The organism is Spirochaetota bacterium (genome assembly GCA_025061835.1).
In the GTDB taxonomy this organism is placed as follows: Bacteria; Spirochaetota; Brevinematia; order DTOW01; family DTOW01; genus SKYB106.
Window position 1 is genome coordinate 236,040 of record JANXAC010000001.1, and the last position, 26,317, is coordinate 262,356.

Below are 26,317 nucleotides of genomic sequence, written 5' to 3' on the forward strand. Positions count from 1 at the left end.
ATGTGAAACAGTTTATTTTTTGTTCATCAAGATACTATAAATTTTTTCAAGGTCATCTCTAGAGTAGTAATTTATTACTATCTTTCCCTTATTTAAGTCGCCTATTACAGAAACTTTGGTTCCTAATCTTTCTATAAAGTCTTCTTCTATGTTTGAAATTTCCATGCTTTTTGAAATGTTTTTATTTTGTTTTGTTTCACGTGAAACATTCAGAGTTATACCAGAATTTTTGCGAAAATTGATAAGTTCTTCAAGTTCTCTAACAGATAAATTCTTGTCTATACACTCCTTTGCCACTTTTAGTATTTCTTCATCACTTTCTAGTGAAAGTAGTGTTCTACCATGACCTTCTGAAAGTGTTCCTTGAATTATATATTCTTTAACCTTATCTGGTAATTTTAGTAGCCTTAAAGTGTTCGCAACGGCAGACCTACTTTTACCTACGACTTTTGATATGTCCTCTTGTGTAAGATTGTATTTCTCTATAAGTTCGTTGTAAGCGCTAGCTAGGTCAATCGGGTTTAGATCTTCCCTTTGAATATTTTCTATCAATGCTAGTTCCAAACTGTTTGTGTCATCAATGTCATTTCTAATTATAACTGGAACCTCCGATAATCCAGCAATCTTTGCTGAACGCCACCTCCTCTCACCCGCTACTATCTCATAATATCCATTCCTCTCTCTAACAATTATAGGTTGTAATATCCCCTTCTCTTTTATTGATTCTGCAAGTTCCTTTAAAGAGTTTTCATTAAAGTTCTTTCTTGGTTGATTTGGATTTGGCTTTATCTTGTCAATACTAACATTGGTTATTTTTGATCTATCTTCTAAATCAAAGTCTTCAAGTAATGCTTTTATCCCCTTCCCAAGTCCTCTTTCCTTCATATAGACCTCCATAGTTAGATTTTATTTGCTGCTAATATTTCTTCTGCTACCTTTTGGTATGCTATTGCTCCCGGACAGGTCGGATCATAATCAAATATTGATTTGCCATAACTAGGTGCTTCAGATAGCCTTACATTTCTAGGGATAAAACTGTTATATACTCTCTCTTTGAAATAATCTTTTGCCTGCTCTGCTACATCTTTTGATAACTTCGTCCTTATGTCATACATAGTCAGTAATAATCCTTCAATCGTCAATGAAGTATTGAGAGATTTCTGAATTGTTTTTATGGTTTTGAGAAGTTGAACTAATCCTTCCATGGCAAAAAATTCTGTCTGCAAAGGAATTAAAACACTATCCGCAGCAACTAGTCCATTTATTGTAAGAATGCCCAGCGATGGTGGAGTGTCTATAAAGATAAAGTCAAAGAATTCTTTAACTTCTGAAATAAAATTTTTTAGTCTGAAATCCTTATCTTCATAGTCCATTAGTTCAACCTGTGCTCCAGCCAACTGAATATTAGCAGGAAGAATGAATAAATTATCATATTTAGAGGGTATAACAATATCATTTGGGTCTTCTTGGTTCATAAGTGCTTCGTAAGTTCCCTTTCTTGAACTGGAAAGTTCTATTCCAAGCCCCCTGCCAAGATTACCTTGAGGATCTATATCCACTGCTAAAACTTTGTAGCCTCTCATTGCAATGTAGTGCGATATATTTATGACAGTTGTTGTCTTGCCAACCCCACCTTTTTGATTTGCAACTACTATACACTTCCCCATACCAACACCTTCTTGAATTATATGATAAAATAACAATATCGTAAAAACAAAATAAAGTCTTGTCAATAAGTTATAATTTCAGTAGGATGATTGGAAAGGATAATAGACTTTTTACTTATATCCTTGTGGTTGTACATATTCATCAGTACTAAAATTTCACTCTATGCTAAATCTCTTGGGTACTTGTTGTGAAAGGATAAGCGGTGATTACTCCTAGTTGTGAGTTTCAGAGTTTATTAAAGTCTTCACTTTGTTATTATTGTAGTTTTTCTTTGAGAATGCTTCTGTCAAAGATTAATATGAATAATAACACTAAAATAATTGCTATTATTCCTGAAACTCCAGTGATATTATAGAGAATATCGTTCTTGAGGTAATTCGTGTAAATATATAGTCCTGCTACTCCATTGAATGTTCCGTGCATCATAGAAGATAACACAACTGAGTTTGATCTGTATCTAAAGTAGTTCATAATGAAAGACATAGCGATACAAAATACTATCATCATAAATATTCCCTCAAAAGGATGCATTGGAAAGTTGTGTCCTAGTGATATTATAGGTGCATGCCAGACGCCCCAAGTAAGACCTATCAGAAAAGATGATTTTACAAATCCGCTATCCTTGAGTTCGTTGTACATTAATCCTCTCCAACCCAGTTCCTCTCCAAAAGCAATAATAGAGTTCAAACTTAAACCTGCTATAACTCCCATAATTATAGAAAATAAATAGAATATAAATACATTGTAATTAAATAACTTTCCTAATTTATCTACCGGCCCCAGGATAGAGCCTGATGCCTGGTCTTTACCATACATAAGGTATAAACTCTCTTTAAATTGCTCCCAATTTGAATTAAAGCCCGAACCTAGTAGATGAGATATAATTATGTTAAGTAGAGATATTGCTAAGGTTAGAGATATTCCTATCAACCACCAGATGTTAGGTTTAAAACTAACACCTAGTGATAAGACTTTTTCTCCACTAACTTTTTGAGATACTATCGCACCTATGGCTGGACCAAACATGTAGACTACTCCTAATAGGGTTAGGATTAGTCTATTTTCACCTTTGTTGATACCTGGTATCCATATTGCAAGAGATACAAGCCAACTAAATGTAAATGAAATTACAATGAAGATGATGATTTTTCTGTTCATAAACAACCCCTCAGAATTATATAAACCTAATTCTTACCCTTTCAAAAATCATAAGTTTTTTTCAAATCTATATGTATGTCATCTTCAATTCTAGTTGGCTTATACGCAATATTACTTCATAATTTCAGGCCTGTCTAGGACTTTTCTAGAAAAGATATTTTATCCTACTTTAAAATACATACAAGTTATGTTGGATTTGAATAATTCAAAAATAGTCTCAAAAAAAGTCTTCATAGAGACACTTGGTTGTGCTAAAAATGTAGTAGATTCTGAGAGAGTTGCTTACGTTCTCAAGACAAAAGGAGCGAATATCACTGAATCTCCAGAAGAAGCAGATATAATTATGGTTAATACATGTGGTTTTATAGAGGATGCCAAGCAAGAGTCTATTGACTACATACTGACATATGCAAGAATGAAAGAAGAACTCAACAAGAAAAGGCAAGTACCTCAAAAACTTGTAGTCTTTGGATGTCTTGCAGAGAGATACAAAGAGGAATTAATAAAGGAGATACCAGAGATAGACTTTATATCGGGTGTTAAAGACTATCTTGTTTTATTAGACACTCTAAACGGAAAACATAACGGAAAGATATTAGATACAACAAAAGAGTATAACGATATAATATTTTCGGATAGAAATTTTGAAAGGGTTGTAAATTCAGAATTCCCCTACGCATACCTGAAAATATCCGAAGGATGTAATCACACTTGTTCTTTCTGTGCTATCCCCCTCATAAGAGGAAAGCAAAGAAGTAGAACAATACAAAGTATAGTTGATGAAGCAAAGTTTTTAGTGGATAATGGTATTAAAGAAGTCATACTGGTTTCACAGGATACGAGTAATTACGGAATTGATATCTACAGTAAGCCAAGACTGGTAGAACTTCTTGAAAGACTCAATCAAGTAGATGGTTTAGAATGGATTAGATTACATTATCTTTATCCAACAGAAGTTAGTGATGAACTTATTGATGCAGTAGCAGGTCTGAGTAAAGTCTGTAAATATTTTGACATTCCTTTACAGCATGTAAGCGATAGGATACTCAAACTTATGCGACGGGGGGGTAATAAGGAGAGATACGTTGAACTTATAAGTAGGATTAGAGAGAAGGTCAAAGATGTTGCAATAAGAACTACATTTATTGTAGGTTTTCCTTCAGAAACAAAGGAAGAGTTTGAGGAGCTAAAGGAATTCGTTGGTAATATTAGGTTTAATTGGATGGGTGTATTTACATACTCTCACGAGGAAGGAACTTATGCTTTCTCAATGAATGATAATATACCTAAATCAACAAAGTCTAGAAGGAGGAATACTCTTCTTAGGATACAACAGAAGATTACCGAAGAGGAATTGAGGAAGTTAGTTGGCAAGGTTAAGAAGGTTATGATTGATACTGTCCTTGATGATAGAAATTACATAGCAAGGTCCGAAATTAACTCACCTGAAATTGATGGTGCAATACATCTTGTATCAACGAGAAAATTGAGTAAAGGTGATGTTGTTGATGCTTTTGTGGTAAAGGTTGTAGGTTATGACTTGTACGCAAGAACGATCTAAACTCAAGGTTGCTTTGGTAAATATTTTTACATCGTTAAGGATATTACTGTTTCCTATAATATTCATACTAATAAGCAGTGGCGGAATTATAAACATTGTTGTTGCACTTATACTTTTTGTTCTTGGTGCTCTAACTGATGCTTTTGATGGGATGATAGTAAGGAAGTATAACCTTCAGACAAAGTTTGGTTTTATACTTGACCCGATAGCAGATAAGTTTTTAGTTTTAGGAACACTTTTAGCGATTTCTCTTGTTGATTATTTGATGATACCACTCTACTTCTTCTTCATCATACTTTTCAGAGATGTTTTAGTCTCAATACTGAAGCCGATATCGGATAGAAATGGCTTTCCGATACCTACAACATTTTTCGCAAAACTTAAAACGACAATACAGTTTGTAAGTATTATCTCAATACTAGTTTATATGTTGGTAATCAACTTCATTTTCAAAGAACTTTCAAAGGAATCTATACTATCTAATCTTGGGTTGTTAGGTTTAATACCTTACTACACTATGTTGTTGATGGTTTTAGTTACTATAATTTCTGGTATTGATTACATCGTTTTGTTTGTGAAAGGATTCTTGAGGTCAGTTAAGGTATCAAGAACCGATGAAAGGTAAGATAGTGTGAATCAAGGGTTGATAGGGTAAAACAGTAAATGTCTAGAAACCGATGTAAATTGGTTTTGTGCTTGATACTTTTAATCTGATAATCCCGTTAGCAATATTATCTTTAGTTTTTTGTCCTTGTATCTTCATTAATAGTTGTAAAATCTCTCAAAAGGATTCTGGACTTCGTTGAGAGTAAAAACTAGTGTATATTGCATTTACATTTCATTGTTGGTTATAATCAAAACTGTATGAGGTAAAGTGTGAGAAGGTTTTCAAACTTAAAGATTAAGTCCACTCCTTTAAGGATTGCTATAATCTTTTCTATATTCATCTTGTTTTCAAACCTGATCACGAATTATATAAACTTGTCTCTTAACAATGTTGAGATAGTTAATCAGTCCAAAAAGATATTAGCAAATGACTTAAGGTTGATATACAACTACGCAAACAATCAGTATGACCTTTTTGTGAATACCGGTAATTTTGAGAAAGCATTCTCAAACATAGTGGCAAGGAGTATTAATACTTTTGAGAATAAAGGTTCAGTTTGTATTGGAATATCAAACAATAAAATTATATTTTCCTCATCAACTTTTGAGATAACTAATATCTCTATTACTACTCTTACTAACCTTGAAGGTTCTGTTGAATTTATGATAAACGGTAATAAGTATTTTGGTTTTTACAAATTCAACCAGAAATTCAACTTTCATATCGTAAGGGCTGAGAATGAAAATGAGTTTTATGAATACTCAAGGAGAGTTTTTTTCAACATCTCCCTGATTGTTGTTGGAATAACTCTTATAATGTTTGGACTTGGACTGATAGTTGTTTTCTACATTCTGAGGTACATAAGAAAGATAACCAATTCAATACTTGAAATGGTAGAAAAAGAGCAACTTGGAATTATAGATGTCAGCAAAGCGGACAACAACGATATAACATTCCTTGCGATGTCTTTCAATTCACTCTCATCTCTCATAAACACTCTTCTTGATATATTTAAGAGGTTTGTAAATAAGGATACTGTTATGAAGGTCTATCAAGAAAAGGAGGTAAGACTAGAAGGACATACAAAAGAATTATCAATTTTATTCTCTGACATAAGAAGTTTTACATTCATGACAGAAACTCTTGGTAACAACATAATAAACCTTCTTAATCTACACTACAGCAACGCTATAAGTAAGATCGTTCAAAACAACGGTTCGGTAATATCCATAATAGGAGATGCTCTTCTGGTGGTATTCGGGCTTATAAGTGATAAGGGTAAATCCTATGATGCTATTAAATCTGCTTACGATATTCAGAGAGCCGCTAAGATGCTTAGAGATGATATGAAAAGAGTGAGGGATGATTTAATTTCTATGAAAGGATACTTAACCGAAGAGGAGGAGAAGATATACAAGGCTGTTATGATAGAAGTAGGTGTAGGTATAGATGGTGGTGAGATATTCTATGGAAATGTCGGTTCTTACGAGCGGATGACTAACACAGTTATAGGAGATGCCGTAAATTCTGCTTCAAGACTAGAGGGGCTTACAAAATACTACAAACTACCTGTTATAGTTTCAGAGTATGTTAAAAATGATGTTGAAAATATGCCATACTATAAGTCGGATATAATATTCCTAGAGATTGATAACGTTGCTGTTAAGGGTAAGAAGGAATCAAGAAGAATATACTTGCCTATATTTGAGAATGAAATTTCTGATAGTATGAAGAGGGAGTTTGAGATGTTTTCAAAAGCACTTAAGTTATACTACGATGGAAATTGGAAAGAGGCTTATAATATATTTGCTTCAGTAAATTTACCTTTTGTTGATATTTTCATTGAAAGAACGAGAGTAGGAGTTGCTCCTCAGGGATGGGGTGGTGTATGGGAGATGAAAGAAAAATAGGAAGTTCAAAAGAAATAGTAAGATATTTTCTTAAACATGAAATTAAATCAAAGACAAGGTCTGAAAATATATACAATTTGGAGGAAGAGTTTGAGAAAACCAAATCAAACAAAAATTATATCATACCTGTTGTGTTTCTCATTTTCCTACTTATAGGAATAGCAACCTATTTCGTTATGGATAGCATCTCTAGAAGATCCTATGATGTTGATATAGGTCAGAAAGAACTCAAGGATTTATCAGCAGAGGATATGGTAAATAGTTACTATGACAAACTGTCTTACATACAATCATACCAGAGAGATATAAAAAATCTTGAGTTCCTAAGAAATCTTGAGATAGAATTTCAGAAAGATAGACTGGATAAGGAAGTGTTTTTGACCTTGAGTAGAACTGATATATCTGAAGACAGTATAGCGAAGGTTCTTAAGAATATTAGCAACAATTTTGCATCATCTTTGGGGAGGATAAGTAATTATTATGATAGTCTTATAGAAGAAAGGATATCAAACATACAGGAATTGAGAAGAGCGGTTCAAGAGTTAAAACCTCAAATTTTGGCTCTATCACCTGAACTGTTGGTATCTCAAAGGAGGATAGTTGATATAGAGGTTTCCAAAGAAAGAAGATACAATCAAAAAAATTTAAGAACTCTTGTATCAAATTACAACAGATATCTTAACTATCAGAACGAGTATTTTAGCAATCTAGTAGATACTTTGACGATGAGATATAATCCTATATTTAAAGATCAGAGAGTAATTAGTATAATTGATAATACTAAACCTACAAGGTACAACTACAGCAATCTATATGAATTACCACTTCTTGATAGTGAAATATCAAATTATGTGAATGAGATTGTTGAGAGGATACTGAATAGGAAACTGATAATGGATGAGATTAGCAAGATACCATTCACTAACTCTCTTCCATCAGCAATCCGAAGTCAAGAAGATATTTATGAGGGAATTTTGGTTCTATACGAGAGTATTACAAGAAGGTATCTAGACCATTTCAATGCTACTAACTCTTATCTTATCAAAAAATTAGGAACTCTGAATTATTTTGTAATGTCTTATTTAAGAAGCCTTAGGAATGCAGATGGTTGTGTTGTTGATAGTAGAGACAAGACGAATATTCTTGTTGTGCTAAAAGAAGAATTTACTAACAGTTCATACAGTTTATCATTTTTCAAACAAGGTGCAAAAGAACCTTTCGCTAGGGGAGTAGGTATCTATTCAGATGGTTTCTATGTTGTTAGTAGAATAACCTATCTTACCAATCAGACATTACTTCCTATGGATATAGTTATGGTGAGTAGGTAGTATTTCATACATTCCATCTAATATAAATTTGTTCCAGATTACATTTTAGAAATTATATTTTGAAGTTCCTGACATATTCTCATCTAGGATAGAAATTCGCTATGAAGTGAGAGATACTCATTTCTAGTAGGGATAGGCTTGATTTCACTAGAAGTTTATGTTTTAAGGTTTCTAGAAAAGTAATCTAAAAATCATAGAAAATGAACTTATGAGAAAGATGAGAGTTTTCTTCTCGGCTGGTGAAGTTTCTGGTGATCTAAGTGCTTCTGAGGTAATAAGGGAACTTACAAAAGTTGGTGTAGAGTGTGTTGGAATAGGGGGCAGGAAGATGGAGGAAGCAGGAATGGTTAATATAACTAAAACTGATGAGAGTATAACGAGTTCGGTAGGTTTTGTTGAATCGCTAAAATTCGTTCCTTACAAACTCTTCTTACTTAGTAGAGTGAAAAGGTATCTTAAGGATAATAAGCCAGATTTAGTGTTTCTTGTAGATAATCAAGGTTTTAACATACTACTTGCGAGAGTGTCAAAGGAACTTGGCTTGAAAGTATTTTACTATTTTCCGCCGATGGTATCAGTTTGGGGGGAGAATACGAAGTATAAAGTTGCTAAATACTGCGATAAAATAATATGCACTTTTAGAAATGACTATGATATTTATAAACAAGTTTCAGATGGTGCTGTATATGTAGGGCTACCATTTATTGACAGAATTTCAAGAAACTACTCTTCAAAGGATAAATACAAAAATTTCTTTAAAGAAGGAACTAAAAAAATTCTTCTCTTGCCCGGTAGTAGAGAACAAGAGGTTAGAACGCTTTTGAGACCTATTTTAGATGTTGTCAAACTGATTTTATCAGGTGAAACGAGTATAGACCCTACTAGAGTGGAATTCTACACGATCATAGCACATCCTACTTATAGAGATTACATAGTTGGAATGATTGGGGATATGAAATTGGAGAATACTGTGAAAGTTTTTGATAACAACAACGATTATGCTTTACTAGATGTTTGTGACCTTGCAGTTTCGGCATCAGGAACTATAACGCTAGAACTTGCCTTACTTAAAAAGCCAACAATAGTTGTTTATAAAGTATCAAGGCTAACATTTGAAATAGGTAAGAGATTAGTGAAAGCAAAGTATATATCCTTACCTAACATACTCCTAGGAGAGAAATTATTTCCTGAACTACTACAAGATGATGTTAATGCCAAGGTCATAGTAAAGTATGTTGAAAAGATCTTTAACGATAGAGATACTTATATAAATCTAGAAAACAGAGTCAAAAAACTAGTGGATAGTTCAGGAACCGTTGATAGGATTGTTAAAATAGTAGTTGATAATTTATCTTCTTAATTGAAGTTTATTCTCTTCAGATTTGTTATAGGTATCCTATCCAGTCATATTCTGTTATGAGATAATTGTTCTGAAGATACTGGTTTGAATAAAAGTTTTCCATTTTTTGTTTCAATGAGACCTCTTCGCATTTCCATAACTGTGAAATATTTTGACTTTAGGACATCCTTTAGATAGTTGAACCCTATCCAAGGATCAACATCATCCCCGCAAGTAAAGAGATCAACAGCAGCAAATCCGTATTCGGGCCATGTGTGTATGGATAAGTGTGATTCTGCAATAACTACCACTCCGCTAACACCAAAGGGACTAAAGTGATGAAAAGTGTTGTTTATAACTGTCGCTCCTGATAGTTCTGCTGCCTTGACCATAGCAGCACTAATCTGTTCAACACTGTCAAGCACATCTGCATCACAATCGTAATACTCAACAAGCAAATGCCTACCAAGAGAGTTTATCCTTTCCATCTCTACCTCTCACCTCCCTAAAAATTTTTATAGGTAGAATTTTAATAAAGTTTTTACCTACTCTCAAATTCACTAAAAAATTTGTTTTGTCTAACAAGTTTCTAGTTTTCCATAAGAGTTAGAGATCAGTTCTAGTAAAATATACAAGTTTGGTATAATTTTTAATGACCATACAAAGGTATGAGATGTAATTAATAAAATTTTGATGTAGTTGTAGGAGTTTGTTATGAATGTAGAGGAACTAAAGGATATATACCAGAAGCAAAACGATGTTTTGAGTAAGTATAAGCATAGGATATTGATATGTGGGGGTGCGAGTTGTCACTCATTAGGTAGTGTCTCTTTTAAGAAGATAGTTGAGGATGTTTTGGCGAAGTACGACTTAAAGGATAGTGTTGCTGTTGTGAATGTTGGTTGCCTTGGTCTTTGTGGTAAGGGGCCTCTTGTTAAAATTGAACCGGAAGGGATTATATACACTAATGTTTCTGTTGAAAATGTCGCAGATATAGTGGAGAGACATTTTGTTAAGAGAACTCCTAGGGAAGATGGAGTAATGAGAGCAGATGATCCGTTCTACAGAAAGCAGTTCTATATTGTTCTGAAAGACTTTAGTAATGTTGATCCTGCCGACCTAAATTCATATATTGCTTTTGGGGGTTACACAGCGCTTGCAAAGTCTCTTCTGGAGATGAGTAGGCAGGATGTGATAGAAGAGGTTAAAAAGAGTGGGTTAAGAGGTAGGGGAGGAGCAGGATTTCCAACAGGAATAAAGTGGGAGACTGTGTCAAAACAACCTTCTGAGACTAAATTTGTTGTGTGTAACGGAGATGAAGGAGACCCTGGTGCGTTTATGGATAGAAGCGTTATGGAGAGTATGCCTCATAGATTGCTTGAAGGTATGACTATAGCAGCGTATGCAGTTGGAGCATCTCAAGGATTTATATATGTAAGAGCGGAGTATCCTCTGGCGATAGAAAGACTTTCCAAAGCGATAAGGGATGCAAGAAGAGCAGGGTTACTTGGAACTAACATAATGGGAACTAACTTTAGTTTTGATATAAGCATCAGAGTAGGTGCTGGTGCTTTCGTGTGTGGTGAGGAGACTGCTTTGCTTGCTTCAATAGAAGGTAAGAGAGGAATGCCAAGACAGAGACCACCATTTCCTGCCGAAAAGGGTCTCTGGGGCTATCCTACATTGATAAATAATGTAGAAACTTATGCCAACATTTATGCGATAATCAATAACGGTGGAGATTGGTTCGCTAGTATCGGGACTCAAAAAAGTAAAGGAACAAAAGTTTTTGCTCTTGCGGGGAAGATAAACAACACAGGTCTTGTTGAGGTGCCGATGGGTGTAACAATAAGAGAGATGATATACGAGATAGGTGGAGGTATTCAAGGAGGTAAGAAGTTCAAAGCTGTTCAAACGGGAGGTCCTTCTGGAGGATGTATTCCAGAGAAGTTCATTGATCTACCTGTTGATTATGAAAGTCTTAGGGAAGTTGGATCTATAATGGGGTCTGGTGGATTTATAGTTATGGATGAAAACACTTGTATGGTTGATGTTGCAAAATTCTTTATGGAATTCTGTGCTGACGAGTCCTGTGGAAAGTGTATTCCTTGTAGAGTTGGAACAGTTATTATGAAGGATATACTCCAAAAGATAACAGACGGCAGAGCAACAATGAGAGATTATCAAAACCTTAAAGACCTTGCGTATATGGTTCGTGAGATGAGTTTGTGCGGTCTTGGACAAACTGCACCGAATCCTGTTTTGAGTTCAATAATGTATTTTGAGGAAGAATACTTGGCACATATAAATGAACGAAGATGTATTGCTAATGTTTGTGAAGTTAAACAGTTTGATGTTGTTAATACTTATCTGTAAGGAGGATTTATGAGTGTCTTAACTTTAACTATTAATGATATTCAATGCACTGGTAGAGAAGGACAAACGATTCTTGATATCATCAAAGAGAATAAAATATCTCTACCGGTTCTATGTGATCTGAAAGGTCTTACACCAGTTGCGGCTTGTAGGCTCTGTCTAGTTGAAGTAAAGGGAATTCCAAAACTTGTTCCTGCATGCACTACCAAAATTCAGGAGGGAATGGTAGTTTATACAGATAGTGAAAAATTAAGAAATTATCGTAGGATGATAGTGGAACTGCTTTTCGCTGAAGGTAATCATATCTGTGCTTCCTGTGTTGTGAACGGATACTGTGAATTACAGAACCTAGGCTACATGGTAGGGATGGAGAGTGTAAGATTTGACTATTTGTGGCAGTTGTTCCAAATAGACGCTTCGCATCCTAGATACGTAATGGACCAAAGCAAATGTGTCAAATGCACTAGATGTATAAGAGTTTGCGATGAGGTTGAGGGAGCTCATGTTTGGGACCTTAAGGGTAGGGGAATAAATGTAAGAGTCATTTCTGGTCTTGACGAACCTTGGGGTCAGGTTAAGGAATGCACTCAATGTGGTAAATGTGTTCAAGTTTGTCCTGTTGGGGCATTATTTGAAAAAACTGCTACAACTTCAGAAATGATAAAGGATAGATCTTTCCTAGAAAGAATCCTTGAAGGTAGGGAGGCTAAAATATGGGTAAGGTAAGGATTGGCACTGTTTGGCTCGGTGGTTGTTCAGGTTGTCATATGTCATTTTTGGATCTAGATGAGAGGCTTATAGAACTTGCTCAAGTTGCTGAAATTATGTCCTCTCCAATAACAGATTGGAAGCTACACACTCCTGTAAAAGAGTATCAAGATTATCCAGAAGTTGATATATCTTTAGTTGAAGGTGCGGTTGTTAATACAGATAATGTTGAGGTTTTGAAACTTGTGAGAGAGAGAAGTAAGATACTTGTTGCATTTGGTGATTGTGCAGTAACTGGGAACGTTCCTTCTTACAGAAACCTATTCAAGACTGACGATGTGTTAAACTCAGTGTATCTTGACAAAGCAACACATAACCAGATGATACCATCCGACAGAGTAGTCGTTCCAAGGCTACTTAACAAAGTCGTTCCTATATCTCATGTTGTGAAAGTGGATTATTTTATGCCTGGTTGTCCTCCTTCAGCAGACTCAATTTGGTATACTATAAAATGCCTTCTTGAAGGCAAGGAACCAGAGTTTTCAAAAGAACATTATAGATACGGTTAAGGAGGTGACCTATGACAAAAAGAATAATTCTTGATCCAGTCACTAGGATAGAAGGACACGCTAAAATAAGTATATACCTAAACGAAGATGGTGGTATTGATGACGTTCAATTTCATGTTACTGAGGTAAGAGGATTTGAGAAGTTCTGCGAAGGCAGGATGTTTACCGAAATGCCCGGGATAACGCAGAGGATATGCGGTATATGTCCTGTAAGTCATTTGCTCGCATCGGCTAGGGCTGGTGATGACATAATGAGTGTGGAAGTTCCAGAAGCTGCTAGACTCTTAAGATACCTAATGAATTCAGCACAACTTACACAGTCGCATGCTTTGAGTTTCTTCCATCTATCATCACCAGACTTTCTACTAGGTTTTGACTCTGACCCGGCAAAGAGAAACATATTCGGTGTGATAGAGAAGTATCCAGACCTTGCAAGGAGAGGAATCAGACTTAGAAAGTTTGGACAAGATGTTATTGAAATGCTAGGTGGTAAGAAAATACATCCCGCTTGGGCTGTGCCAGGTGGTGTAAGAGAACCTTTGTCAGAGGATAAGAAGCAGATAATCCTTGATTGGATGCCAGAGGTAAAAGAAACCGTAAGGATTGGACTTGAGTTCTTCAAGAGGTATATCGATGAGAATAAGGATCTAGTTGAAAACTTCGGTAATTTTCCAAGTTACTTCATGGGACTCGTTAATGAGGATGGTTCATTCAACCATCATGATGGCTTGTTGAGAGTTGTTGACTCAAATGGTAATATAGTTTTTGACAAAGTTGATCCTAGAAAATACTATGAATACATAGGAGAAGCGAGTTCTAACCATTCATACCTGAAATTCCCATATCTGAAGGCTTTTGGGTTTCCAGAGGGAATGTATAGAGTTGGACCTTTAGCGAGGTTAAATGTTTCTGAAAGTATGGGAACACCTTTGGCTGATAAGGAGTTAAAAGAGTTTAAATCTCTATCACCAACAGGAGTAGTAACAAGTTCCTTTTTGTATCACTACGCAAGATTGATAGAGATAGTGCACTGTATTGAGAAAATAGAGGAGATAGTCCAGAATCCAATAATCTATAAAGGAAAAGTAAGGGCTCAAGGTGGTGTTAATAAAGAAATAGGCGTTGGAGTATCCGAGGCACCAAGAGGAACTCTATTCCATCAATACTGGGTTGATGAAAACGGAGTTCTACAGAAAGTTAATCTCATAATAGCAACGGGTCAGAATAACTTAGCAATGAATAAAACTGTCCTTCAGATTGCTAAAGCGTACTTAAAGAACGGAAACGGAGAAATAAAAGAAGGAATACTCAACAGAATAGAAGCAGGTATAAGATGCTACGATCCTTGCTTATCTTGCTCAACACACGCAATCGGTCAGATGCCATTGAAGGTTGAAGTGATTGATCCAAAAGGAAATGTTATAAAGACAATAACTAGAGATTAGTCTAAAACATTTTGTTGGTAAAGCATAAGAAGTAAGTTATACAAGTTATTCTACTGCGAAGTTAGAGATAATTGTAAGATGGCTGTTGTTGGGACAAACATAAACCTAGGAACGAGGACTTAATACACTTGTTCTTCCAATAACAGAAGTGTCAATAAAAAGGTCAAGTAACTCAACTAAAAGATAGTAGGATCACAAGTGATCCCAATCTGCTAGCAAAAAACAAACAGTAAAAACTTTAGTTTATTCCTGCTAAAAGGCTTGACAGAGATTAGATTGTTCCGCTAATGAGGAGGTTAGATATTATGTTTGTCTCTATTAGGATGTAGATTAAAGATTAGATTATTCAGCGAGAAAAGAGTAAATGATAGGATAGAAATTCCTTGATGTTAATTCAAATTCGCAATCAAAGACTAGCAAAACATATAATCTCTTTATGCTTCCTCTGGTGGTGATAAAAGATACGGACTATCAGAATCATCTGTTTGATAAACTACCATATCAAAAGATATTCGTAGAACCTAACTACGAGAGTTTGAAAGCGTCCTTGAAGGACTTGGATAGAGTGGTGGTAACTTGGAATTCATCCGCTTTTCTAGATGTCTCTATTATTGATAGACTCTCAAAGGAAAGAGGAGAGATATTATTTATTGCAAATCTTCCAGAGTATATGGAGTTTGAAGTTTGGGATACAAAATTACTCACCGAAGTTCTAGAGAAGTATAAGAAAATTGATAAACCTTTAAGAAACATCTTATCATCTACTGAGCTTGATGAGTCTTTGTATTTTGTTGATATTTTAGATAGAGATATAAGGATGTATAGATGGGATTTTGACTTAAGAACTTATAAAGGTAGGGAGATGTTTGAAAGAGTTGTTGATGAGATTGATTTTTCTAGTAATGTTGTGGAACAGTTAGTGAGTTTAATTTCTTCCAAACCTTTTATCATCACAGAGATACCGTCCTTTTATTACATTGAGATTTCCAACGTCAAAGTCAATACAAAATACACTCCATCTTGGGGTAAAGAAGTTGAAAACATAACGGAAGAAAGTTTTAGGAAGATAATCAATAAAGTCGTAGATTATTCAAAAACCCTTGGAGTAATGCTAGGGGCATTCAACGAACCTATTTATAATCCGAGATTCAATCAGATTATCAAAGAAATTCTAAACTACAAAAAAAGTGAAATCAGTTTCATTTTAAGCACCTCTTTGCCCGAACTTCCTGACACTCTAAAGGAAATTTACTCGGAGACTAGAGATACAAAAGGTTTCAAAGGATATCCGTTTTTTAGCATCTTCGTTGATATACCTAGCAACAGGAAAGAAGGATTTGAAACACTTAAAGAACTTGACTACGACAAGGTAATGTCTAATCTAAACGAACTACTCAAGATTGACCCAACGAGACTTTATGTAAAATTTGTCAGAAGCAAATATAATGATGATATTTTACCTTCTTTTCATAAGGAATACAAGAATTTGAACTTGATAATACAAAGACCTCAAATAGAAGAAATAGTTGCAGTCAATACAATTCTACCATACAGGCTTCCTTGCTATAAACTACATACAACTTTGGTAATTCTACCAAACGGGGATGTTGCACTTTGTTTGAACGATACAAGGTTGGATAACATCATTGGTAATGTATTGAATGAAGATGTTAAGGATATTGCTAATAGAAAAGCAGATGTTTTGAAAAAGCACTTTATAAATGATTTTTCAGGTATATGCGGAAGATGCGTTATATGGGATCAGTTTGACCTTTGAAAAATATAGTTCAACTGGAGTTTTGGTTTTGATAAATCATTTAACCTATTAGCAATCAGTGAGTGGTAAGAGTTTATAATAAATATGAAGAGAATTTGCGAAGGGCTGACATTATGAAAGATGTTAGTGTGATACTGGTAAGTTACAAAACCAGAGATATTACTCTGAACTGTATAAACTCCATACTAGATAAGACAAAGGATTTGGACTACGAGATAATACTTGTTGATAATGATTCTAGGGATGGGACTGTTGAGGCTGTTATGAATAGTTTTCCTCAAGTTGTAATAATTGAAAGTGGAAGTAATTTAGGTTTCGCTGGGGGGTGTAATCTCGGGAGTAGATATGCTAGTGGTAAGTATCTTCTGTTTTTGAATACAGATACGATACTTATTGAAAACTCAATCAAAGTTATGTTTGACTTTATGGAGAGCAATCCGGAGTATGGTGTTATAGGAGTTGTTTTGGTTGATAAAGATGATAACTTTGTTCAGTCTTGGGGTGATTTCTTTCCTGTCAAGGTTGGTATAACAGAATATATTCTCAAGCCATTCTTACCTAGAAGTTTGAAGAACAAGTTTAGTTTCAAAGACAAGAAATATAAAGATTTTGTAAGAGACTTTTTTGGTAGTCAAAGAGTTGTTAGAGTTGATTATATAATTGGTGCGGATATGTTTATAAGAAGAGACATTTTAGAGAAAGTTGGTGGATTTGATGATAGGTTTTTTATGTATTTTGAAGAGGCAGATTTACAGATAAGGGTCTTACGAAGTGGATATAAGATAGGATTACTTGGAGAGACAAGGATAATACATCTTGAGAGTGGTAGTTTTAAGGTCTCAAATCACAAGAGAATAATGAAGATGGTTTCATTCCTCAAATATCTCAAGAAAAATTTTGTTCCTTACTACATCGTTTTTAAGCCATTTTCAATAGCGTATGCTGTCGCGAAGATGATTTACGACATCTTCTTGAAGGAATACACTTTCAGAGAGAACTTGGAATTTTTAAAGAGTTTGGTTTTTGAGAGTTATTAATTTTATATTCGCAGGGAGCAGTGCTCCCTGTTAGATTAGAATACGATGAAATACCACGCTACAATCGTGCTTGAAGTGATGTTATATCCTAGGCTTAACTCTCCAGCGCTACCGAAGTTTAGGTCTATACCACCTATGAGTGTGTATCCAAAACCTGATTCTGGGGATATTGCAAAACTAGGGTCAAACTCAAAGTATATGCTTAAAGGTCCAAAAATATTCACGACTGGTGCTATTATAGCTCCTAGTGATATGAAATCTGGTGCCAAGTAGCTTACACTTGCGTTAAATTCAATTCCGAATATATCAATCGGTTTAATCAATGTGTGATACTGAAGCGAAGCAAGTAAATTACCTAAATAACCTAACTGTAGTGCTATTATGTTATATGGTAATAGCCCAGCAGAACCAAGATCGTATCTTGGCATTATCCATGCTCCACCCCAACCGAAGCCAGCACTACTAAAGGAAAGAGAAGATAAGTTTGCTATGACATCAATGTTACCACTAAATCCATACGCAACTGCAAGGTCTAGTGTAATTCCGTCAAACGAAGTAGGAACATATATAAATGGATTTAAAGCAAATTTGCCTTCGCCCGTCATTCCTACCCAAGCGGAGAAACTTGCTCCGAACGCCATGCTTGTTAAGCACACAATCGCTAGAACTAATATCAGCCTCTTCATAATATACCTCCTATTCTTTATGTTATTGGTTAGTCATGGTATCAAATAGTGTGCCAATTTGTTTTTAGTTTTTTCTATAAATGCCAAAAAATACTTGTAAATAAGTCTATTCCTTATTTTTGAAGTTCTGTGAATTGTTGCTTGTTTTTTAGACAAGTAAAATATTTATGCTTAATTTTGTAATAAATTTGCTTAATTTATAATCAGAATAGTTTTTGAATGCCTGAATTTTATACATCTTGTTATTTCTTGTTGTTTTTTTAACAGGATTCCATAGCAATCAGGAAAGTAGCCGACAACAAAGTCAAGGAGAATACAAAAGTTCAAGATAGGAGATATTACCGAGTAGATCAGTTTTTAATTCTAGATTTACTATTGTTTTTTTATTTGATTTGACAAATATTGTGAGTTGATTTATAGTAATTAGTATGGAGGATATATGGTAGAGACTAAGGTTGTTGCTAAATGGTGGGAGAAAGGTGATGGCAAAGTGAGATGTTATCTTTGTCCTAGATACTGTGTCATTGGAGATGGGAAAACTGGTTTCTGCTTCATAAGGAAGAATGAAGGAGGTGTTCTTTACTCTATCGGCTATGCTAGACCTGCGGCAATCCATATAGACCCTATTGAGAAGAAGCCCCTATTTCACTTTTTACCATCAACCCCAATACTCTCTCTAGGAACTGCAGGATGTAATCTAGGCTGCTTGTTCTGTCAAAATTGGGACATATCCAAAGCGAGGATAGATCAAGTTAATAGTGTATATGTTCCTCCAGAAAATCTTGTAAATCTAGCGATACATTACAAATGTCCAAGCATAGCATTCACTTATAATGAGCCAACAATAATAGGAGAATATATAATAGATACTGCAAAAATAGCAAAGGAATATGGTATAAAGATAGTAATGGTTTCAAATGGATACATATCAAGAGAAGCCTTTTATGATGTTTATCAGTATGTTGACGCAGCGAACATAGACCTAAAAGCCATAACGGAGACTTTTTACCAAAAGATAACTCTTTCGCACCTAGATCCAGTTAAAGAGACATTAATAAGGCTAAAGGAACTGGGAACAGTATGGTTTGAAATAACAAACCTGATAATACCAACACTCAACGACAGCACAGAAGAAATAAAGAGATTGTCAGAGTGGGTTTTGGAAAACCTAGGTGATAGTGTTCCATTACATTTTACGGCATTTCATCCAGACTATAAGTTGAGAAATTTGCCAAATACTCCGAAAGAGAAACTTATAGAAGCAAGGAACATAGCCTTGAGAATGGGAATTAAATATGTATACACAGGTAATGTGTGGTATAGTGAAGGTAGTACAACATACTGCCCAAATTGCAAAGAACCCCTTATAACCAGATTGTGGCACGATGTGACGATGATGAGAGTGGAAGGGGGAAAGTGTCCGAATTGTGGAACTGTAATTAGTGGTGTTTGGAACTAGTTTAATAGAAAATCAGAATCTATCAACAAAAAAGTTTATCAAAGTATGATGACGATATATTATAATATGTCTTATGAAGAGACTTATCTTACTCGTTTTTCTGTTTATTGTAGCATCAACTTCGTTTGGTTATGTTTATAATCTAGTTTCTTCAACGAATCTGGAAAACAACTTAATATTAATTCAATGGTATGGACCTACTAACCTTATAGGAGGTCTGTATTATAATGTATATTCTTCAACAAATGAACTTACGATACAAAATAATAGACCTGTTAACCTAACGGATTTTCAAATACTAGGTATTCTTAAGTATTCAACCAATGATAGTAGATACTCAATAACAGACAGCTTACAACCGAACAAAAAGTATGTTATCATCCCAGTATTAAATGGTGAATACATTTATGAAAACATAAGAGCAAATGTTATACCTCAAACTCAATTCCCCACAAATACAAACATCATAACAAATCTATATACCAACAAACTTCAAGTTAATACAAATACAAACATAATGACGAATACTGTATTGACACAAACAAATTTGCAAACTAATGTATCTTTGGCAGAAATCTCTACAAACAATACTATGGAATATAAGGATAAGAGTTTAGGACTTAGTAAAATTATAAGGGAATATTTTCTGAAAAGAGATTATAGGGCCTCACTTGAGAAGTTGAGAGTGATAAGGGAGGAAGTAGAGACACAAGAACAGAGAGATTTAATTGATGTCTATATCGCCAGAAGTTATTACGCTCTAAACAAGCGAAAGAAAGCGATCTATATACTTTTAAGAATAACTTCTGAAGAAGTAAGACCTCTAGCAGAGTTTTGGTTAGATAGATTCTCAAAATATTATAGATGAATTTTTAACATCACATTTTGATGATTGACTATTTAATTTTGGGGAAGTTTAAAAATCTACTCATAATTTTCAGATAACATGAGACGACTGTTTTGATAGTCTGTTATACTGTCGGTATGGTATTTGAAAAAGCAAGTGTGAGATGTTAAATTTTTATAGGGTATGAAACTAAAATATGTTTTTGGTCCTTTACCATCTAGAAGATTGGGCATGTCTTTAGGGATTGACCTAGTGCCTCATAAGATTTGTAATTATGATTGCGTGTTTTGTGAGATAGGCATTACGAAAAAAACTGTAGTGCAAAGGAAGGAGTATGTCAAGAAGGAAACTATACTTCAGGAACTTGATATGTTTTTTAGTTCTTTTGACGGTAGAGTTGATCACATAACTCTCACTGGTGCTGGTGAGACAACGCTAAACTCCAAATTGGGAGAGATAATATCTAGTATAAAGAGTAGATATAAATATCCAGTTGCTGTTTTGACACACTCTGGGAATATTTATGAAGAAGATGTTAGAAGAGAATTATCTCTTGCGGATGTTGTGTGTCCATCGCTAGATGCGGTTAGTGAGGATGTATTTATCAAGGTTAACAGACCAGATAGATCAATAAGTGTAGATAAAGTTATAGAAGGACTTGTAAGGTTCAGGGAAGAGTATAGAGGTAAGATGCTACTTGAAGTTCTGTTAGTGAAAGGCATTAATGATGATGAAGTTGAATTACACAAGATAGGTCAGACTTGTAGTATGATAAAACCCGATATGGTTCAGATAAACACTGTTGACAGACCTGGAGCTTATCCTTTCGCAAAATCCTTATCATCAGAGGAACTAAGGAGAGCCAAAGAGATCATATCAATTTACTATCCGAAAGTTGAATTCTTGAGTAGGCATTATTCTTCACCAGAGAGTGTTGTTAAAGATAATTCAAAACTTGAGGAAGATATAATGAGTATCATGCAAAGAAGGCCACTGACAATACTTGACATTGTTATATCTGAAGGTATTGATTTCTTCAGAGCAAGAGAATTAGTTACAAAACTCATGACAGAAAACAAAGTTGAAGAAATAGAACTGAATGGAAACAAGTTTTATAGACCTTTTTATGTGAAATAGAATCTCTTGCTTTCGGTATAGAATAAGCTAAAGAGAGATAGCTATACTTATCCTTTATCTAGTAAGTCTAAAATTCACAAAAGCTGATCTTTTTGTTTTGTATAGTCTTTGAAAAAGTCTCAATAGTATGCAACATAACCCCAATAGCTACTATTGATCTGTTATTTGAATTTATAATCAAACTTCCGAAAAATGTAGTATAGGTCAAGAAAAAGTAGGTTTTGATCCTTTATCATATAACTACAAATAAACTTATGAGAAAGTATATAGTTTCAATTGGAGGAGGAATACTCCAGGAGAGGATAATAAGGGAGATAAATGAACTAGGATTTGAGTCAATTGTTTTTGACAAAGACCCAGACTGTATAGGCTCAAGGATAGCAAATCTTTTCTTTCCTATTAGTACAAGAGACTATGAAGCGATAATAGAGAAACTTAAATCAGAGAACCTCCTAGACAAGACAATCTGTGCGATAACTGTTGGGACTGATATGTCTTACACAGTAGCGAAAATCAACGAAATTGTAGCACCTTATCTTGTCTCAACAGATACAGCACTTAAAACTACTGATAAATCACTTATGCGACAAACACTCAAGGACAGCAGTATAAAAGTTCCAGAATTTTATCTATGCTCCAATATTAACGAAGTTAAGGAAGCATTTTCTATCCTATCTTCAAAAAAGAAAGAAGTTGTGATAAAACCAGTTGACAACATGGGGGCTAGGGGTGTTAGGAAAGTCTTAAGTTTAGATGAACTAGAAGAAGCGTTTACTGAAGCAATCTCCTACTCAATTAAAAGTAGAGTTTTGGTAGAAGAGTTTATTGAAGGAGATGAGTTAAGTGTTGATGCTTTAGTCTATAAAGGTGAGGTTATGATAACAGGTATCGCGGACAGGATAATAGAATATCCTCCATATTTCGTTGAAACTGGTCATATAATGCCAACAAACCTACCGAAAGAAGTTGTTGATTTAGCATTATTTGAATTCAAAAAGGCTATAAAAGCAGTTGGTATCGGGAACGGTTGTGCTAAAGGAGACATAAAGATTTCCAAAGATGGTAATGCATATATAGGTGAGATTGCTTCAAGGCTATCTGGTGGGTTTATGTCAACTCACACGTTTCCTTATTCCACTGGTATAAATCTGATGAAGAATGCTTTACTCATCCATCTAGGCAAAGAACCTGAGATTGGTAATTATGAATACAAGTATGTAGCAGTTGAGAGAGCAATAATACCATACAAGGGGATTGTAACAAAGATACTAGGTGTTGATGAAGCACTACAACTTGAAGGTGTCAAGGATGTTATAATCAAGGTTAAAGAAGGAGATATAATAAGAGAACCTAAAAGCAACCTTGACAAAGCAGGTAATGTAATAGCAGTCGGGAGAAACAGAGAAGAAGCAATAAGGAATGTGAATAATGCTATTAGAAGGATAAAAATCTCAACAGAAGTATCTAGCGAGATTAGGGTAATAAGTGAAGAGGATGTGCTTAAGATTGCTAAAGAGAGGTTTAACGGTAGTTGTTACGTTTGTAGGGAATGTAATGGTGAGGCTTGTAGAGGCAGGATGCCAGGTATAGGAGGAGTTGGGACAGGTCAAACATTCGTTGAGAATGTAAAAGCACTTAAGAGGTACAAAATCCTACCAAGATACATATACACTAACTCTTTTGAGATTGACACATCGGTTGACTTTCTTGGGATTAGATTGAGTTTGCCCATTGTTGTCTCACCTGTGACTGGGACTAAAACTAATCTCGGTGGTGTGGTTGATGAACTTGACTACCTAAGATGGGTTATTAAGGGTGCTATGTATTCTGGAACTATCGCTATGGTTGGTGATAGTGCTACCCCTGACAAATACAAAGTAGGTATAAGAGCAATGCTTGAGAACTTTGGAAACGGAATAGGTATCTACAAACCAAGAAAAGATAATAACGAAATAATAAAAAGAATAAGGGAAGCAGAAAACGCTGGAGCAATAGCGGTCGGAATGGACATAGATGGAATATCAATTATTACAATGAAATTAAAGAATCAAGAAGTTTCCCCAAAAGGTCTAGATGAACTTAAGTATATCATCTCTTCAACCAAACTACCTTTTGTTGTAAAAGGTGTTATGACTCCAGAAGATGCTATCCTTGCATACGAGGCAGGTGCTAGAGTTATAATGGTGTCAAACCACGGTGGTAGAGTAAATGACTCATTACCTTCTACCATAGATGTTTTACCTAGTATTGTTGAAGTTTTGAAAGATAAAGATGTCATTATAGGGATTGATGGTGGATTTAGAAGTGGTGCCGATGTTGTTAAGGCTTTGTGTATCGGTGCTCACTTTGTCGGGATTGGGAGACCTATCACAATCTACGCGTTTGGAGGAGGGGTCGATGGTGTCAAAAATTATTTTGACAAGATAAAAAATGAGATGAAAGAAACTATGAAAATCTTGGGCGTTAGGTCAATAAAAGAACTCAAACCTGGGCTCATTTTTAGATCATCTGTTGTATAGCAAAAGTTCAAAAAGCATCTTTCTTGATATGATCTTTCAAGTAGTTATATTATTTATGTAGTATGAACAATACCTTTAAGATAAGGATCAGTCTAGGTAGAAAAATATTTCTATCAGTGCTAGTTGTAATAATTCTGATGGTTTCTATACTTTACACATCAACCACTCGCTCAATCACGGAAGGACTAGAGAGCGAAATGAAGGTGAGAGGCACATCAATATCAAAGAATGTATCTTCTTCATTATCTACTATTCTATCTTCAATAATAGCTGAAAGGATCGCAAGAAACCCTAACCTAGAAAAAGAAATCTTCTCATCAAAAGAGATAATGTCCTCCATATTTTCAGAACTCCAGATAAAAGAAGAATACATAAACCTTATAGAAACATTTGCAGAGATACCTAAAACTGAAGATATAATGTGGGCTACTGCTGTTGATATTGATAACAATGTCCTTGCTCACTCAAGTCCAGATATAGGCTTTATGTCTAAATTCAACTTACCTAAAGGAACATACAACAATAGAGACATTCTGATTATATACAACATACTACTTACTAATCTTGTTGTTAGCAAGAAGAACTTCTTTGAGAGAACAATATCAAGGCTTTTTGGAGGAGAGATAAAATTCAAAGTTTCAACAGATAAACTGATTAGCATGGCTTCTGAAAAACTTTCCATAGATAGTAATTATGCGTCTAAACTTATTAACACTGCGATAAGAAATTTAGATAGCAATCTCAAGAACAGTTATGAAAAACTATCTGTTCTCTACTGGCAGATAAAGTCAGTTCAGAGAAAATATGATCAAGGAAAGTTTGGAGATGAATTTAGAAACGCACTTTCAGAATTGGTAGAAATTTTTGAATATGAGTATGTGACTTATGAAATAGCAGACAAATACTTTAGTAAGTTTAAAAGCTTCATAAATAACCGAAAGAGCTCAATTACAAAGGATGATTACAATTATATAATTTCTCTAATTGACCAGTTTTTTAGTAGTAGTTTTGGTATAACTGGTTTTCTACAGTATTACTATGAAAGTTATGGTGGCAGAAGTGAAAGAAGACTACTTTTCTCCTATCCTGTTCTCATAAAAGGCGACATTGACAAATATGTTGCGAACCTCTACATAGGTATGTCAACAGAAAGTATTGACAAAACTATTCAAACTGTTGAAAGACAAGTTCAGATTGGTGTCTTGATTGCTATAATAATTGCTATACTGCTTGTAGTCTTTCTATCTAGCAGAATATCCAAAGGTGCTAGAATAATAACAAACGCTATGCAGAAACTTTCAGAAGGAGACCTAACGGTTAGAGCACTGGTTAAGTCTAGAGATGAAATAGGGTTTATAGCATCAAACTTCAATAGTATGGTAGAGCAGATCGAAGAGAAGGAGAAGATGAGAGATATAATGAACAAGGTTGTTTCTGAAGAGATTGCGAAGGAACTTATGAAGAAAGGTATAGAGCTAGGTGGTGAGATGAGGTTCGTAAGCATGTTATTTTCAGATATAAGAGGTTTTACATCAATGAGTGAGAAAATGGATCCAAGAGACCTTATATCCATACTCAACGAATATATGACCGAAATGGTTGAGATTGTGAAGAGGTATAAAGGAGTTGTTGATAAATTCGTAGGTGATGAGATAATGGTAGTTTATGGAGCACCTGTATCATTCGGAGAACAAAATGATGCTTTACTATCCGTTGTAACTGCTTATGAGATGATAAAAAGGATGGATACTCTTCACGAGCGATGGAAAGAGGAAGGTAAGCCTTTACTAATGCCTGGTATAGGTATAAATTCGGGAAATGTCGTTGCAGGGAATATGGGGTCAAAAGACAGGTTAAGTTACACTGTAATAGGTGATGCTGTAAACACTGCTGCTAGGCTATGTGGAGCAGCACCCGGAAAGACCTGTATCGTAAGTGAGAACACTTACTCTCTAGTAAAAGACTTCTTTGAGTTTGAAGAGCAGGAACCTATAAAAGTTAAAGGGAAAAGCGAACCATTGAGAATATACAAAGTAGTATCCATTAACCAGTTTGGATACCAAAAAGTTGAAGAGATTCTCTCCAATACACATCACTCTACATAAAATAACTTAAAAGACTGCGAAAGGCATTTAATTCAAAAGTTGAAAAATGAAATTGTTTTAGTATCTTATTTAAAATACTAT

Annotated in this window: 21 protein-coding genes; 16 read left to right on the forward strand and 5 right to left on the reverse strand. The window is 34.8% G+C overall.

Features of this window, described 5'->3' with window-relative positions:
- Positions 1-12 precede the first annotated feature (12 nt).
- From NZ579_01115 to NZ579_01125, 3 genes are all read right to left on the reverse strand, one after another.
- The gene (locus tag NZ579_01115) at positions 13-885 is read right to left on the reverse strand and encodes a ParB/RepB/Spo0J family partition protein (protein ID MCS7298544.1); all 873 of its coding nucleotides are present in this window, start codon (positions 883-885) and stop codon (positions 13-15) included.
- A gap of 14 nt (positions 886-899) precedes the next feature.
- A complete protein-coding gene (locus NZ579_01120; protein MCS7298545.1) occupies positions 900-1,667 on the reverse strand; it encodes an AAA family ATPase in 768 nt (255 codons plus the stop codon).
- Between the two features lie 256 nt (positions 1,668-1,923).
- Positions 1,924-2,826, reverse strand: a complete 903-nt coding sequence (locus NZ579_01125; GenBank protein ID MCS7298546.1) for a CPBP family intramembrane metalloprotease — start codon at positions 2,824-2,826, stop codon at positions 1,924-1,926.
- A 187-nt stretch (positions 2,827-3,013) separates the two neighbouring features.
- Between NZ579_01125 and rimO the strand changes: the two genes are divergently transcribed.
- The 5 genes from rimO to lpxB all read left to right on the forward strand — a co-directional run bounded on the left by rimO (position 3,014) and on the right by lpxB (position 9,592).
- Positions 3,014-4,387, forward strand: a complete 1,374-nt coding sequence (gene rimO, locus NZ579_01130) for a 30S ribosomal protein S12 methylthiotransferase RimO (GenBank protein ID MCS7298547.1) — start codon at positions 3,014-3,016, stop codon at positions 4,385-4,387.
- Positions 4,362-5,012, forward strand: a complete 651-nt coding sequence (locus NZ579_01135) for a CDP-alcohol phosphatidyltransferase family protein (GenBank protein ID MCS7298548.1) — start codon at positions 4,362-4,364, stop codon at positions 5,010-5,012. The genes rimO and NZ579_01135 overlap by 26 nt, the downstream gene beginning before the upstream one ends.
- Positions 5,013-5,263: 251 nt before the next feature.
- A complete protein-coding gene (locus tag NZ579_01140) occupies positions 5,264-6,904 on the forward strand; it encodes an adenylate/guanylate cyclase domain-containing protein (GenBank protein ID MCS7298549.1) in 1,641 nt (546 codons plus the stop codon).
- Entirely contained in the window at positions 6,883-8,232 is a 1,350-nt protein-coding gene (locus NZ579_01145) for a hypothetical protein (protein ID MCS7298550.1), read from the forward strand. Before NZ579_01140 ends, NZ579_01145 begins: the two co-directional genes overlap by 22 nt.
- A 208-nt stretch (positions 8,233-8,440) precedes the next feature.
- The gene (gene lpxB, locus NZ579_01150; GenBank protein ID MCS7298551.1) at positions 8,441-9,592 is read left to right on the forward strand and encodes a lipid-A-disaccharide synthase; all 1,152 of its coding nucleotides are present in this window, start codon (positions 8,441-8,443) and stop codon (positions 9,590-9,592) included.
- A gap of 44 nt (positions 9,593-9,636) precedes the next feature.
- On the opposite strand, the gene speD is transcribed toward lpxB, so the two are convergent.
- Positions 9,637-10,059, reverse strand: a complete 423-nt coding sequence (gene speD / locus NZ579_01155) for an adenosylmethionine decarboxylase (protein MCS7298552.1) — start codon at positions 10,057-10,059, stop codon at positions 9,637-9,639.
- Between the two features lie 226 nt (positions 10,060-10,285).
- Between speD and nuoF the strand changes: the two genes are divergently transcribed.
- The 6 genes from nuoF to NZ579_01185 all read left to right on the forward strand — a co-directional run bounded on the left by nuoF (position 10,286) and on the right by NZ579_01185 (position 17,483).
- Complete coding sequence (nuoF, locus tag NZ579_01160) at positions 10,286-11,947, forward strand: NADH-quinone oxidoreductase subunit NuoF (protein MCS7298553.1); 1,662 nt, start codon at positions 10,286-10,288, stop codon at positions 11,945-11,947.
- A gap of 9 nt (positions 11,948-11,956) precedes the next feature.
- Positions 11,957-12,673 carry a bidirectional hydrogenase complex protein HoxU gene (gene hoxU / locus NZ579_01165; GenBank protein MCS7298554.1) on the forward strand — a complete coding sequence of 239 codons (717 nt, stop codon included), beginning with the start codon at positions 11,957-11,959 and terminating at the stop codon, positions 12,671-12,673.
- Complete coding sequence (locus NZ579_01170) at positions 12,661-13,224, forward strand: oxidoreductase (protein ID MCS7298555.1); 564 nt, start codon at positions 12,661-12,663, stop codon at positions 13,222-13,224. The genes hoxU and NZ579_01170 overlap by 13 nt, the downstream gene beginning before the upstream one ends.
- A gap of 11 nt (positions 13,225-13,235) precedes the next feature.
- Entirely contained in the window at positions 13,236-14,669 is a 1,434-nt protein-coding gene (locus tag NZ579_01175; protein ID MCS7298556.1) for a Ni/Fe hydrogenase subunit alpha, read from the forward strand.
- A 436-nt stretch (positions 14,670-15,105) separates the two neighbouring features.
- The gene (locus tag NZ579_01180) at positions 15,106-16,446 is read left to right on the forward strand and encodes an SPASM domain-containing protein (protein ID MCS7298557.1); all 1,341 of its coding nucleotides are present in this window, start codon (positions 15,106-15,108) and stop codon (positions 16,444-16,446) included.
- Between the two features lie 113 nt (positions 16,447-16,559).
- Positions 16,560-17,483, forward strand: coding sequence for a glycosyltransferase family 2 protein (locus NZ579_01185; GenBank protein MCS7298558.1), 924 nt, complete (start codon positions 16,560-16,562; stop codon positions 17,481-17,483).
- Between the two features lie 35 nt (positions 17,484-17,518).
- On the opposite strand, the gene NZ579_01190 is transcribed toward NZ579_01185, so the two are convergent.
- Positions 17,519-18,169, reverse strand: a complete 651-nt coding sequence (locus tag NZ579_01190; GenBank protein ID MCS7298559.1) for a hypothetical protein — start codon at positions 18,167-18,169, stop codon at positions 17,519-17,521.
- 439 nt (positions 18,170-18,608) lie between these two features.
- On the opposite strand from NZ579_01190, the gene amrS reads away from it, so the two are divergent.
- From amrS to NZ579_01215, 5 genes are all read left to right on the forward strand, one after another.
- The gene (amrS, locus tag NZ579_01195) at positions 18,609-19,628 is read left to right on the forward strand and encodes an AmmeMemoRadiSam system radical SAM enzyme (protein ID MCS7298560.1); all 1,020 of its coding nucleotides are present in this window, start codon (positions 18,609-18,611) and stop codon (positions 19,626-19,628) included.
- Between the two features lie 73 nt (positions 19,629-19,701).
- The gene (locus NZ579_01200) at positions 19,702-20,496 is read left to right on the forward strand and encodes a hypothetical protein (protein ID MCS7298561.1); all 795 of its coding nucleotides are present in this window, start codon (positions 19,702-19,704) and stop codon (positions 20,494-20,496) included.
- Positions 20,497-20,658: 162 nt separating this feature from the next.
- Complete coding sequence (locus NZ579_01205) at positions 20,659-21,612, forward strand: radical SAM protein (protein ID MCS7298562.1); 954 nt, start codon at positions 20,659-20,661, stop codon at positions 21,610-21,612.
- A 254-nt stretch (positions 21,613-21,866) separates the two neighbouring features.
- Positions 21,867-24,131, forward strand: a complete 2,265-nt coding sequence (locus tag NZ579_01210; protein ID MCS7298563.1) for an alpha-hydroxy-acid oxidizing protein — start codon at positions 21,867-21,869, stop codon at positions 24,129-24,131.
- A 62-nt stretch (positions 24,132-24,193) separates the two neighbouring features.
- Entirely contained in the window at positions 24,194-26,236 is a 2,043-nt protein-coding gene (locus tag NZ579_01215; GenBank protein ID MCS7298564.1) for an adenylate/guanylate cyclase domain-containing protein, read from the forward strand.
- The last annotated feature ends 81 nt before the right edge of the window (positions 26,237-26,317 follow it).